The organism is Paenarthrobacter sp. AMU7, assembly GCF_041200195.1.
GTDB lineage: Bacteria > Actinomycetota > Actinomycetes > Actinomycetales > Micrococcaceae > Arthrobacter.
The window spans coordinates 1,559,857-1,573,209 of record NZ_CP165735.1 but is presented as its reverse complement, the minus strand read 5'-3'; the positions used below and the strand labels follow the sequence as shown (position 1 = coordinate 1,573,209).

Annotated in this window: 9 protein-coding genes; 3 read left to right on the top strand and 6 right to left on the bottom strand. The window is 64.2% G+C overall.

Annotation, left to right across the window (positions count from 1 at the left end; all coding sequences use genetic code 11):
- The first annotated feature begins 40 nt into the window (after nucleotides 1-40).
- The 3 genes from ABQM86_RS07305 (at nucleotide 41) to nhaA (ending at nucleotide 2,244) form a co-directional block, all read left to right on the top strand.
- Nucleotides 41-538: a DUF2505 domain-containing protein gene (locus ABQM86_RS07305; RefSeq protein ID WP_089594214.1), complete on the top strand. Its 498-nt coding sequence runs from the start codon at nucleotides 41-43 to the stop codon at nucleotides 536-538.
- 1 nt (nucleotide 539) lies between these two features.
- Complete coding sequence (locus tag ABQM86_RS07300) at nucleotides 540-761, top strand: SCO4848 family membrane protein (RefSeq protein ID WP_207596844.1); 222 nt, start codon at nucleotides 540-542, stop codon at nucleotides 759-761.
- A gap of 163 nt (nucleotides 762-924) precedes the next feature.
- Nucleotides 925-2,244: a Na+/H+ antiporter NhaA gene (gene nhaA / locus ABQM86_RS07295; protein ID WP_337339559.1), complete on the top strand. Its 1,320-nt coding sequence runs from the start codon at nucleotides 925-927 to the stop codon at nucleotides 2,242-2,244.
- Between the two features lie 28 nt (nucleotides 2,245-2,272).
- On the opposite strand, the gene sufU is transcribed toward nhaA, so the two are convergent.
- From sufU to pth, 6 genes are all read right to left on the bottom strand, one after another.
- The gene (gene sufU, locus ABQM86_RS07290) at nucleotides 2,273-2,725 is read right to left on the bottom strand and encodes a Fe-S cluster assembly sulfur transfer protein SufU (protein WP_207596842.1); all 453 of its coding nucleotides are present in this window, start codon (nucleotides 2,723-2,725) and stop codon (nucleotides 2,273-2,275) included.
- 67 nt (nucleotides 2,726-2,792) lie between these two features.
- Complete coding sequence (locus tag ABQM86_RS07285) at nucleotides 2,793-4,118, bottom strand: cysteine desulfurase (protein ID WP_369746279.1); 1,326 nt, start codon at nucleotides 4,116-4,118, stop codon at nucleotides 2,793-2,795.
- Between the two features lie 89 nt (nucleotides 4,119-4,207).
- Nucleotides 4,208-6,679 (bottom strand): ATP-binding protein, encoded by a 2,472-nt coding sequence (locus tag ABQM86_RS07280; RefSeq protein WP_369746278.1) that lies wholly within the window; start codon nucleotides 6,677-6,679, stop codon nucleotides 4,208-4,210.
- A 472-nt stretch (nucleotides 6,680-7,151) separates the two neighbouring features.
- On the bottom strand, nucleotides 7,152-9,833 hold the full coding sequence (locus ABQM86_RS07275; RefSeq protein ID WP_369746277.1) for an AAA family ATPase: 2,682 nt from the start codon (nucleotides 9,831-9,833) through the stop codon (nucleotides 7,152-7,154).
- A gap of 32 nt (nucleotides 9,834-9,865) precedes the next feature.
- Nucleotides 9,866-12,598: a LuxR C-terminal-related transcriptional regulator gene (locus ABQM86_RS07270; RefSeq protein WP_369746276.1), complete on the bottom strand. Its 2,733-nt coding sequence runs from the start codon at nucleotides 12,596-12,598 to the stop codon at nucleotides 9,866-9,868.
- A gap of 141 nt (nucleotides 12,599-12,739) precedes the next feature.
- Entirely contained in the window at nucleotides 12,740-13,324 is a 585-nt protein-coding gene (gene pth / locus ABQM86_RS07265; RefSeq protein WP_280627533.1) for an aminoacyl-tRNA hydrolase, read from the bottom strand.
- Nucleotides 13,325-13,353 lie beyond the last annotated feature (29 nt).

The window sequence follows — 13,353 nt, the reverse complement described above, 5'->3', positions numbered from 1 at the left end:
GGAGCTAAAAAGCTTCACCACCACCATTCACGGAGGACCCATGGCCCTGAGCGCATCCACCACCCTGCCGCACAGCGTTGACCGCGTTGCTGCCGTATTCGTCAACGAAGATTTCCTGCGTCACACGAGCGAACTGGTGGGCGGCTCCCTGGAATCGTTCACCATCGACGGCGACCCCGCCGGCGCCTTCAGCACCACCACAGTCCGCACCCTGCCCACCACCCGCCTGCCGGATATTGCCCGCAAGTTTGTTGGCGAAACCCTGAAGGTCACCCAGACCGAGCAGTGGGAAGCTCCCGCCGCCGACGGTTCGCGGGCCAGCAACATCGCTCTCAAGATCTCGGGTGCTCCCCTGGACGTCACGGCCGTCCAGCGCCTCGTGGCTGATGGCAGCAACACCCGGATCGAGCTCGAAGGCAACGTGTCTTCTTCGGTGCCGTTCCTCGGTGGCAAGATCGCAGACGCCGCTGAGCCGATGGTGGGCAAAGCCCTGAACATCCAGTCGCAGCAGGCCCAGGCCTGGCTCGAAAGCCACTAAGGTGGAGATCCCCGCTGTCCTTGCGGTTGTCCTGATCGTTGCCGGGGCCTGGTCCCTGGTGGTGTGGCCGCAGTTCCTCAAGCGCGTCATGAAGGATCCCCGCGCCCGCGATGCCGCAGGCAAGGCCACCAAGTTCCTCACGGTCCACGTTGTGCTGGTCACCATCTCCATGGTGCTGGGACTCGCGACGGCAGCCATTGGGATTGCGGGCCTCGTCGCCTAGGTTTCACCCAACTAAGTAGCAGCAGAGCGCGTTATGGGAGCTGATAACGCGCTCTGCTGTTACTCAGTTGGGTAAGATGGTTATTGGTGTGCCGGGAAGTCTGGTCGGCGGAGCCTTTGTGCTCCCCTGAGACCGATTGATTTTGCGCAAGTAAGGAGCCCCCGTGGCCCAGAAGCCCCCTGCAGCCCCTCAGCAACCCAGCAGCTCAAGCGCAGTTTTCTCGCGCTCCAGTTACCCCGAGTACCGCAGGATCCTCTCGATCCTTCGCACGGAAACAGTGGGCGGCGCGCTCCTCCTGGCAGCCACCGTAGTCGCCCTGATTTGGGCCAACTCTCCCGTGGCCGACGGCTACTTCGCATTCCGCGACGTCAAGATCGGCTTCGAGCCCTGGCATCTTGAGCTGAGCCTCGGCCATTGGGCCTCGGACGGCCTCCTGGCGGTGTTCTTCTTCTTGGCAGGCCTTGAGCTCAAACGCGAGTTCGTGGCCGGCGAACTCCGCAAACCCGCGAAAGCAGTTGTTCCCGTCGCCGCGGCGATCGGCGGCGTAGTGGTTCCGGCAGCCATCTTTGTCCTCTTCAACCTCGGGTCCCCTGAGACGCTCAAGGGCTGGGCCATTCCTACCGCCACGGACATCGCTTTCGCCCTGGCCGTACTGGCCGTCATCAACACCCACCTGCCGGCCGCTCTCCGAACGTTCCTGCTGACCCTCGCCGTGGTGGACGACCTCATCGCCATCGGCATCATCGCCTTCTTCTATTCCACGGGACTGCAGCCGCTCATGCTGTTGGCCGCCTTGGTGCCGTTGGCCCTCTTCACGTTCCTGGTCCAGAAGCGGATCCGCAGCTGGTACTTGCTCGTACCCCTTGCTTTGGCCACGTGGGGCTTCGTCCACGCTTCCGGGATCCACGCCACGGTGGCGGGGGTGCTGTTGGGCTTCGCCGTTCCGGTCCTGGCCAGCGGCAAGAAGGGAGAACCGGCCGAAGGCCTGGCTGAGCACTTCGAGCACCGGCTGCGCCCGTTCTCGGCAGGCTTCGCAGTGCCCGTCTTCGCGTTCTTCTCCGCAGGCGTGGCCTTGGGCGGATTCGATGGCATGGGGGCAGCGCTCACGGATCCCGTGGCCGTCGGCATTGTGGCAGCACTGGTGGTGGGCAAGGCAGTGGGCGTTTTCGGCACCACGTACCTGGTCACCAAAACCACCCGCGCAAGCCTCGACTCCAGCATTTCCTGGATCGACCTTTTTGGGCTGGCTCTTCTGGCGGGCATCGGCTTCACGGTTTCGCTTCTCATTGGCGAACTGAGCTTCGGCACCGGTTCAGCCCACAATGACCACGCCAAGGTGGCCATCCTGGCAGGGTCCCTGATTTCGGCGCTGCTGGCCGCCGTCGTACTCAGGGCCCGTAACCGGCGGTACCGTCAGGTGCAGGCGGATGAAGAACGGGACGACGACGGCGACGGCGTACCGGATGTCTTTGCCCGCCACTGACGCGCGGGTGCTGGGCTGCTGCTGAAGGTCAGGCGGTGGCCTGGTTGAGCGCGTCCTCGGCAGCAACCCAGGAGATCATGGCGCACTTCACGCGCGCCACGTAACGGGCAACGCCCTCGAAAGCGGCAGCGTCGCCCAGGATCTCCGGGTCCGCCTGGACTTTGCCACGGGACCGCAGGACCTCACGGAAGTTCTCGATCACAGAGTGCAATTCCTCCACGGACATGCCCTCGGCCAGTTCACTGAGCACCGAGGCCGAGGCCATGGAAATCGAGCAACCCGCGCCGTCCCAGCTGATCTGCCGGACCGTTCCGTCAGCAACGGCCAACCGCAGCGTTACTTCGTCGCCGCACACCGGGTTCAGCTGGTGTGATTGGCCGGTGGACGCACCTTCGGGGGCTGGCGTTTCAGCCAAGCCGCTGCCGTGCCGCTGCTTGGAGTGGTCCAGGATGATCTGCTGGTACAGCTGGTCAAGACTCATGGTGGTTGTTGCCTGTTCTGCGAAAAATCGTTGGTGGAGGCTGCCTGGCTTCCAGGGCTGCCGAAGGTCAGGCCTGGAAGTATGCCCGGACCCCGGAAACAGCATCGAGGAAAGCATCGACGTCGTCCGTGGTGTTGTAAAGGTAGGTGCTCGCCCGGGTAGTGGCCGTCAGGCCCAGGCGGCGGTGCAGCGGCTGGGCGCAGTGGTGACCGACACGAACGGCGATGCCGCGATCATCAAGGAACTGCCCGACGTCGTGCGCGTGGACACCGGCGACGTCGAACGCTGCCAGGCCGATTCGCTCGGACCCGGAGGCGGGACCTACGACGCGGATGCCGTCGATGCTCTCGAGCCCTTTGACGAGGCGCTGACCAAGCGTCGTTTCCCACGCATGGATGCGGTCAATGCCAGTCTCGGTGAGGTAGTTCACGGCGGCAGCAAGCGCCACAGCCTGGGAGATCCGCTGGGTACCGGCCTCGAACCGCTGGGGCGCCGGCAAGTACTCGGCCCGCTCCATGGTGACCGTGGTGATCATCGAACCACCGGTGAGGAAGGGCGGCATGACATCAAGGAGTTCCTGCTTGCCGTAAAGCACGCCGACACCTGTAGGCGCCAGCATTTTGTGCCCGGAGAACACCGCGAAGTCGACGTCCAACTCCTTGACGTCCACGGCCAGATGCGGCACGGACTGGCATGCATCCAGGACCACCAGGGCCCCGACCTTGCGGGCGAGTGCCACGAGCTCCACCACCGGGTTGATGGTCCCCAGGACGTTGGAAGCGTGGGTGAAGGCCAGGAGCCTGGTCCGTTCCCCCACGATCCCGGCTGCGGCGTCGAGCATCAGCGTTCCGTTGTCGGTGACGGGGATGTACTTCAGGGTGGCCCCCGTCCGGAAGGCCAGCTCCTGCCAGGGGATGAGGTTGGCGTGGTGCTCCATTTCGGTGACCACGATCTCGTCGCCCGGTCCCACGGCCAGGTCCTTCAGGCGCGAATCGCCACGGCCCTGCGCCGCCCACAACCCGGCGTTGGATAGTGCGTAGCTGATGAGGTTGAGTCCCTCGGTGGCGTTGGAGGTCCACACGGTTTCCTCGTACTGCGCGCCGATGAAGTCCGCCACGGTCTGGCGTGCGTCCTCGAAGACCTCCGTGGCTTCCACGGCAAGGTGGTGGGCTCCACGGTGGACGGCCGCATTACGTTGTTCGTAGTACTCCTGCTCGGCCTCGATGACGCTGAGCGGGTTCTGCGACGTGGCGCCGGAGTCCAGATAGATCAAGGGTTTACCGTTGACCATCTGGTCCAGCACCGGGAAGTCATTCCGGATCCGCAGCACCTCCGCATTGTCCATGGCATGCACGGACCGCAGCAGTGAGGCGGGGGTTGATACGGCAGTCAAGGGGCGCTCCTTGGAAATCCTTCAGGGACTCCCTATTATCCCACGGTGGCCCCTGCCGTGCGGTGCCGCAGGTGTGCCTTACAGCACGTTCAGCCGCCGGCCCTCCCGGGTACCCACCCCAGCGGCGGAACAGCCCCGCTGTCGAACGCGTTACGCAACCGTTCAACCAGGACCAATGTGCGCCGGCTTGCTGCACTCCGGGTTCGGGCTTCATACCCGCTGGCCGCTCGGGAGAAGCACACGGAAGCATGGGCAAACAGCCTGTCGGCAGACAAACTTCTTCCCGCAGCTTCCAACGTCTTGGGATCGTTGTCCAGCAGTGCCTCTGCAAACGTTCCCAGGGCGGCTCCTCCGGCTCCGTGAATTTCCGCAGCAAGTCCTGACAGCCGCCGCTGGACCACAAGGTCGTCGACGGCGGCACTGCTTGCGTTCAGCGTCAGGAGGGACACTGCCTCGGCTTCCAACAACGTGCTGCCCTGGTGGTGGAGTTGTTCTGCCAGCGCCAACAGATGGCCCGGCTTACCGGCCATCTGGTCCTGCGCCGCCGCCAAATAGACGGAGCCGAGCTGGGGAAGGAGGCCAGCGGGATCCCCGACTTCCCGCAAAGCAGCGAGGCTCTGCCCACTACGCTCAATCGCCTGCGCAGGGTTTCCGCACAGCGCCTCGGAGTAGGCCAGCAGTGCTGCAGCGAATGCCAGTACCGGCGGAAGGCCGGCGTCGGACAGTTCCGCAAGGACCGGCTCCAAAGTTCCCCGCGCGGCGCGGGGAAGCCCCTGGCTGAGTTCGGCGTACCCTCGGGCAACGTCCAAGCACACGGCCAGGTATGTGGGGAGGACAAAGGCCGCAGGACACTCCAGGAGTGAATCTATTTGGCTCCAGGCCAGATTGTTGCGAAGGCATACTACGTGCCGGAGCAGCACCCCAGGCCGGAACATCTCCAGGGCAGGGTCCGCGTCAACGGCCGCCATTGCCGCAGTTGACCGCTCCAACGCTTCCGGGGCGGATCCAGCGAGTAAGAGCCGTTCGGCTTCCCGGACGTTCCACACCACGTGGCCGGAAATTTCCTGCAGGGTCTGCGGCTGGCCGGCGCCGGAAGCAGACTCCCCTGAACCGGCGTCCTCCGAAAGACCGGACGTTGCTCCACCCGGGACAGCCCCCAGGAGTTCCAATGCCAACAGGCGGCTGCCGGCATCGGCCTTTACCTCCGGCGATCCCCCACCTGCTGCCAACTCCCGCAGTTCCGGGGCGGCTTCGCCCACCAGGCCTTCTGCAACCAAGGCCCGCGCCCTGAGGAGCCTGGCCTCGTTTTTCCGGCCCGGCCCGGCCACTGCTGCGGCGGCCCGCATGACGAGTTCGGCAGTTGACGGCCTGTCAGCGGCCGGGGCGGTAGCCAGAAGAACCTCATCGGAAAGGGTCAGGCCACAGTCAATGGTCCATGTCATCCACCGCAGCAGGGTGGGGGCGGATTCGCGCGTGAGTGCGGGTTCCTCAACGCCAAGGCGGAGGGCCAGGCTCCTGGGTCGTGGCACGGCCAGCCGGGTACCCTCGCCACGCAGCCAGGAACTGGTCCTGACCAGCGGCGGCCGCCCCGCCAGCAGCCGGATGTGGCGGTTGGCCAGAAGGTGTTCAACGGCGCTCCGGCCAAAATGGTGTTCCACAACGTCCAGCGCCACTGGTTCAGCGAGCGCAATGAGTTCGAGTGCGTGCCGTTCCTCGGCAGGCCGGGCGGCGTTTTCTGCCTGCACTTGTGCCACCACACCTGGCCAGGCGCAGTGGGCCCGGACATCAATGGTCCAAAAGCCGTCCTTCTGCACCAGCAGACCAGCATTCCGTGCATCGTTGATGGCGATCCCCAGCAGCCCCACATTGAAGCCGCTCATGGCGGCTAAAAGGCTGCTGGCACGGCGTTGGACCTTTCCATTCAGGATGGATTCGGACAGCGCATGAGCCTCGCTGAAGGTAAAGGGCGGAAGAACGTACTGTTCCAGGAATCCGTCTTCCCAGAGTTGGTAGAGGTCCGGAGGAAGGGGCCGGCGGCTGTCGGCAGTTGCAACCAAGGTTGCCCCGAAACCGGGTATCAGTTGCAGCAGGACGGCCAAGGAGGCTGGGTCTACGTAGTGGATGTCGTCCACCAACAGAACCAGCGGCGGCCTTGCCGTGTGAGCCCGGCGCTTGTTCCGGCGTCGGCCCATCTGTGGTGTGTACAAATATTCAGCGGCACCCAGGGTGCTGGTCAGGGCCCGGAGGACGTGAAGCCCCGGCGGCAGTGTGTCTTCACCGCCGGGTTCAGCTGCCGCGCCCAAGGCGCCGTAACTGGTGGTCTTCAGCTCTGGTTTTCCTGCGAAACTTCTGACATCCATGCTTTCGGAGAGGCCCTCTTTGACCGAGAGCAACAGGTGGGTCTTTCCGGATCCTCGGTCCCCTACCACCACGATGCCACTGGTGGAGGGCGACGGTACTGCGGAAAGGATGATGTCCAGGAGCCTCGTCCGGTCCGGGAAGGGTGATGGCCTCAGCCCGACTGTGACGGTGTCTTCGTCCAGCCAGGGATCCGGCAGCATGCGCACTCCAATAGCAGCAGTCCCATGGTCCGGGAGGGGTGATTTCCGCGAAGTGCGGGCTACCTGGCCTAGAAGCCGGCGGCGGCTGGGGGGAGAGTCTCGGTCTCAGAAGACTCTGTCGCCGCCGGCTTCGTCCAGGGCCGGAACACCTTTCGGTGTCCGGTGCATCGGCTCAAAGAGACCACCGATGCGGATGATGCGACTTTCGGAATCCCGGTGATGCTTGGGGCTGAACCGTTCTTCCAAGATCAATACTGCCGGGGTGGCGAACGGGGTACACCAGTAGTTGGTACTCGATTAGTCCGGGGCTTTTTCCGGGCCTCTACCTTGTTGTACTCAGTCCCTCAGAGGCGCACTACTTGGTTTGGGCGCAACACTCCCACGGGTTACTCCAGTGATTGGCCAAAACCCGTGCGGTGGCGGGGCCAAGTGGCGTGGTGGGTGGTTAGTGAGTACTCGAGGAACACTGCCGTCAATGACGGACAGCAGCCCCGAGATCTTCGCGACGGCGGATGCCCAACTTGGCGTAACTGCGGTAGAGGTGGCCCTCTACCGTGCGTACGGACACCATGAGTTTCTCCGCGATCTGGCGGTCGGTGAGCCCTGAGACTGCCAACGCCACGATGTCCTGCTCACGACGGGTCAACGGCACCGAGCGATCCGCTTCGGTGCTGGGGTCATGGACCAGGGCATCACCAAGGCTGGCTTCGCTGACATCGCGCAGCACCGCTGCCTGCCGGGCCTCCGGTCGCTTTCCTTCGGCGTCGAAGGACAACGCCGCTTTATCGAACGCCACGGCGGCTGGTCCGGGCATGCCGGCCGCGGCCAGAAGGTTGCCGGCGTTGACAAATCCTTGGCCGTCAGCGCCCAGATGTGCTTCCGCCAGGGAAAGCCATCCGGCGGCCCAGGCACCTGACATGGATGGGGTGATCCCCTTGATGGACTCCATGGCCTGTACGTCGCCGAGCTCGGCACGGAGCACCAGGTTTTGCAGCAGGACACCGGGCTCCTGATGCAGCCGTATGGATTCCGGGAGCTTCCTGAGCTTGTCCAGTCCTGAGCCTTTGGCCACCAACTCCTGGCCGGCCAGGGTAAAAAGTTCCGCAAGTGCCTCCACGTAGGCTCCTCCGGCCGCTGCACCGGCCTGCTGGCCTGCCTGGCCGGCCTGTTCGCCGGCCAGGCGCTCAGCGAGCGCGGTGTCGCCGGACCTCGCCGCGGCGTAGAACGCCAGTGCATTGCCCAGATTCTTCAGCTGTTGGGGGTCCCTGACCCTGAGTGCCTCGACGGCCGGAGTCACCAGCTCCGCGGCCTGCTCCAGCCTGCCTTGACGCAGCAGTGACAACCCTTTGAGGGTTTGGATGTCCCCACCAAAGACGATGAGGCCCATGGCCGATCTCGCTGAGTAACGTTCAAGGGCAGTCCCTGCGGCACCCCAGTCCCCCGCTCCCAGTGCGGCAAGGGTGTAGCGCGCCAGCACAAAGTCGCTGAAGTACAGGAGGTCATCAGCCTGCTCGTCCAGCATCGCCAACGCTTCACGGCCGGCGTCGAGGGCCTCCACGGCGTGGCCCTCTACCGTCAGGAGTTCGCACTGGATGGCCAGGAGGAATACCCGGTTCATGACAAAATCCGGTTGTTCCGGGCTGAGCGCTGCCCCAAACCGCTCCAGGCCTTCACGGACTTCTGCGTAGTGGCCCTCGTGGGCAAGCGCCGCCAACTCCAGTGCCTTGGCATGCCGCCCCACAAGCCCCACCACGGGGTCTGATTCCGGAAGTCCGTTGACGAGGGCTGCCGCCGCGGTCCGGGCATCGGCCACGATGTCCGGCGATGAGTCACCCATGGCCGCCCGCGCGGCGGCCCACAAAAGCCCTGCCCCCAGGGGACCCGACGGATCGGCGTCCAAGTACCCCAGGCCCTCTTCCAACAGCCGCACCGCAGTGCCAAAGTCGCCGTCGTTGTAGCTGACCATGGCCATGACTGCGCGGGCGCGCGGGCGCAACGCCTCGGAGCGGACCTTGCCGGCTGCTGCCAGCGCCAGGGGGTTCTGGAGCAGTTTTGCAGCCAGGAAAGCTGCCTCCAGCAGTTGTTCATCATCGACGTCGGCACCACAGTCCAGCGCCCAGCTCACCAACCGGAGCAGCCCCTCGGCCGTGGGCGGCTCCGCGATCAGGTGTTGGACCATGCGCTGGCGGATCTGGAGGCTGCGGGCAGGCGAAACAAGCTGGCGCAGCGCCTCGCTGTACATGGGGTGCCACATCTTGAGGGGGCTTCCGGGCCCGTTGGTGGACAGCACCAGCCGGCTGTCCATCAGCGCCCGCACGGTTTCCCTGCCAACTTGTGTGTCCAGCACGGCGGCAGGGACGGGTTCGGAGAGAGCGATGACGTACATCGCTTCCCTCTCAGCCTCGCTGCTCCGCAGTACACGGTTCCGCACTACCTCGGCCAAGCCTTCGCCGCTGCCCGAGAGGGCTCGTGTCAGGAACCAGACACCGTTCCGCCGCACCAGGTTTCCGTCCGCCCTTGAGTCGTCCAGGAGGCAGCGAAGGAGTAATGGATTGCCCTCGGACACGGAGTGCAGCACGTCCGCGGCACTGGCCATGACGGTTCCGTCCAGTGTCTTCTCCGCGAGCTCGGTGACGCCCTCATGGTCCAGGGGATGAAGCTCCAGCCGCTCGGCGAGGCCGTCGTACCACAGCTGAAGCAGCGCGGGGGGCAGACCCGGGCGAGGCCTGCCCGTGGCCACGAGCCTGGCCCACCCTGCCGTCACCAATTCGGCCAGGATCTGGGTGCTGCCTTCGTCAAGGTCGTGGGCATCGTCCACAATAAGCAAGAGCCGTGCACCTTGGCCGCCACGGCGTTTCTCGAACTGTGCCCAGAACTCCCGCAGGATCGCCACCGGCGAGGTAGCTTGTTCCACAGGCAAGTCCAGCAAATAGGGCGCCAGGACACCGTAGGGCACAGCAGACAATGCGGGGCTTCCGTGGACCCGCATTACCACCATTTCCCCTGCCAGGCGGCTCGCAATTTCGGCGGCAAGGGCCGTCTTTCCGATGCCGGGGTCCGCTACCAGAAGCACAGCCCCCGCACCTTCCTGGCGCAGGATCTTCATGGCCAGTTCCAGCTCGGCGTCCCGGCCTACAAGGTGCTCAGCCCGCATGGGCGCTCCGCACTTCTACAGTGTTGCCTGCCTCATAGGAGCCCATTGAGCTCGCCTCGAGACGAAACACCCAACTTTGTGAACACCTGGTACAAATGGCCTTCGACAGTTCGCACAGACACCCCAATATCCATCGCGATTTCACGGTTGCTGACACCCTTCCCGGCGAGTTTAGCAATTTGGCGTTCCCGCTCCGTCAATACCGGCGCGTCGCTGCGCGGTTGTATCGGCAACGCGGACACGGAATGCTCCAGCCGTTCAAGCCTCAGCTGCGCCGTGCGGGCAGCGGTTGTCTCACCCGCGTCCCGGGCAAAGTCCAGTGCCATGGCCACGCACCTGGCCTCGACCACCAACAGGTCCAGCGCGGCAGCGGCGTCGGCTGCCTCCAGCAGGGACCGTGAACTCCTGTCCAGTGCACCACGGGCGAGGTTCCCGGAAATCCGGGCCAGCGGCCCCTGGCGGCGCCCGGCAATATCCTCGAGCAGCCGGTACTCTTCGTCGGTGCCTTCAACCGTGGCGCCGAAGAGGCAGATGCCGGCAGTGGTCACCCGCTGTTTCTCGACGTCGTCGCGGACCCGGGCCAGGAGCCGCTGCTTGACGTCCGGATCCCCCATCCATCGCCCAGCCATCTCAGCACAGAAATCAGCCACGGATTCGGAGAAATAGGTTCCCTCGCCACGGCATGTCCTGTACAGGTCCAGATAACGGCCCGCTTCCACGGAATTGCCCACCTGCGCATAGGCAAAAGCGGTGGCAGCGTAGGCTACCTTGTTCATGTTCATGGCCGGGCGGAGTTCCAGCTGGGCAACCGCGGATCTGAGGGGCTCAATGGCACTGGCAGGTTTACCGGCGTAGGCGTAGGCGAGGCCGATACCCAGTTCAGTCAGGGCACCCCTGTACTGAAGCCGCGACGACCGGGACGGTGTGCGACGCATGAGTTCGATGCATTGCCTCCACTGCCCGGACAGCAAGAGGACCAGGAAAGCGTGCTTGGCAAAGGCTTCTTCAAGCTGGGCAGGCCGGTCGGTATCGCCCAGATGCCGTGAAACGGTCCGCGCAAGTTCCTGCGCCTCAAGCTCCCGGCCCAGAATGCAGCGGGCCTCAACCAGGAAGAACGCCGACCTTAACCAGTGCTCCCGGTCCACTTGAGGATCCTTGGCCAGTTCTTCCTCCAATTGATCGATGATGGAGGCGTACTCACCCATGTAGGTGTTGTACTCATAACTGCACAGGTGTAGGCGGTTATAGGCCTTGGCCACTGTCTCAGGCGGGTAGTTGCCGGCCATGGCCCCGAGAGTCTCAAGTCCGTCGGAGATGACCCCCGGCACCATGCCCGCCCGACCATCAATCCACGTCATTGCTTGGCATTTCGCGGCGGTTACTTCCGCGAACTCCACCGGGTCCAGCGCGGCAAGGTGGGACTCGGACACCTCATCCAGAGCCTGGGCGGCGTGCAACGGCAGGTCCAGCATGAGGTACGCCGCAGCTTTCAGCCGCTGCCCCGGGACCCACTCTTCGTCTTTGGGATCCAAGGACAGCGTGCACTGGATGGCAAAGTTGGGATCGTAGTTGTCCAGTGCTGCGCGTCCGGCTGCCAAGGCGTGGGCCGGCGAGGGCATTGGTTCGTCTTCGCAGGAATGCATCCATGCGGCATAGCTCAGGAGATCCTGCGCGGCGAGGCCCTGCAGTTCAGGCTCTTTGGGGCCATGAAGCATCAGCCGCAGTTCGCGTCTGCGGCGGGTGCTCAGCCAGCTGTGGACCACCTCGCCCACATAGGGATCCCTCAGGGATACCCAGTGGTCATCTCCCCGTTCAACGGTGAGCAGCCCGGAGTCTTCCATCTCTACCAGAACTTCGGTGCCAAAGATGCCTGCCAGGTCCACCAGGGTTGCGCGCTGCGCACAGGCGAGGATTTCGACGACGGTCCTGCTGGCCTGTGTTTCGCGCGCCAGTTTGGAGCGGACGAAGTCCTCCACCACCGTGGCGCCCTCCAGTTTGATCCGGTCGCGCAGCGTCCAAACGGAATCGTTGAGTACCAAGTTGCCGGTTTGCCGCTGCTCTTCCAGGAGGGCATGCAGCAACATCGGGTTTCCGCCCACTGCCGCGTGCAGCGAACCAACCAGCGTTGATGATACGTAGTGTCCCAGGACCGATCCCAACACCTGCTTGGTCTGTTCTTCGCTCAGGGTATTGAGATGGACCTCCCCCAGCTCGCCTTCGAGGACCAGGCGGTGGAAGTCGGCTGGCAGGTCGCTGGCTCGCTGCACTGTGGCAACTACCTTGGCGGTTCCGGTGGCCATGAGGTTCAGCAGCACGCCTGTGCTCATGGGGTCCATGCCGCCGGCATTGTCCACAATGAGAACGGTGTCCCGGCCCGCCGCTTCCTGCCTGATCAGGCTTGTCACCGCATGCAGGATGCCGGTGGGAGAACTGACGGCTTCGGATGGCAGGCGGGCCAGCAGGAAACCCAGGCATCCATACGGAGTTTGGCCATTGGCAACAGTGTTCCGCAGTTGAAGGCTGTGGACCTTGGGGCCCAGCGAGGAGACTACGGCGCGGGCGAGGCCGGATTTGCCGATTCCCCGTTGACCAGTGAGGACCACCCCATACGAATCGGGTGAGTCGAGGAATTTTCCCGCCTTGGACAGATCGCGGCTGCGGGCCAGCAGCGACCACGTTTGCCTGTCCGTTGGTCCGCCCACAAGATCGGGAGCCGCAGCCCTTGCTGCGCCTCCCCCGCCCTTGTTTAGCAACTCCGCCGACATTCGCATCCTTCGCTACACATCCGCGACAGTCCCCCACCGCTTACCTGCGTACCATGCACACTACCGCCGGGCGCCGACAGTTTGTAGGCCTTAGGGTCTTTGGGACCGTCAGGCTTTCCTCAGGCTTACCTCAAGATTCGCTCAAGCTTTGGCGGGGTGGTGTTTCTGCTGCGCAGACAACAAGCCCTGGTCCATCAGCAACTGCACGGCGTCGGCGGCCTCGTCCACCAGGAACGGCAGTTCCTTCTTTTCGGCGGTGGCGAAATCCCGGAGGACGTAATCGGCGGTCTCCATCCGGCCCGGAGGCCGCCCCACTCCTACGCGGACGCGCAAATAGTCCTTGGTGGCGAGAGCTTTGGAGATGTCCCGCAGGCCGTTATGCCCGCCCTCGCCTCCGCCCAGTTTTAGCTTGACTGTGTTAAAAGGAATATCGATTTCGTCGTGGACCGCTATGACATGGTCCGCGGCGATGTCGAAAAAGTTGCACAAGCCCGCAACCGGCCCCCCTGACGTGTTCATGTACGTCATGGGCTTGGCCAACACCACACGGGGGCCACCGATACCCAGCCGGCCCTCCACTACCTGGGCCCGGGCCTTATGGACCTTGAACTTTCCGCCCATGCGGGCAGCAAGTTCATCCAGCACCATCTGGCCCACGTTGTGCCGGTTGTTGCTGTACTCACTGCCGGGGTTGCCGAGGCCGACAATCAGCCAAGTGTCACTCATGGTCTCATCCTAGGGAACGTTTCGATGTA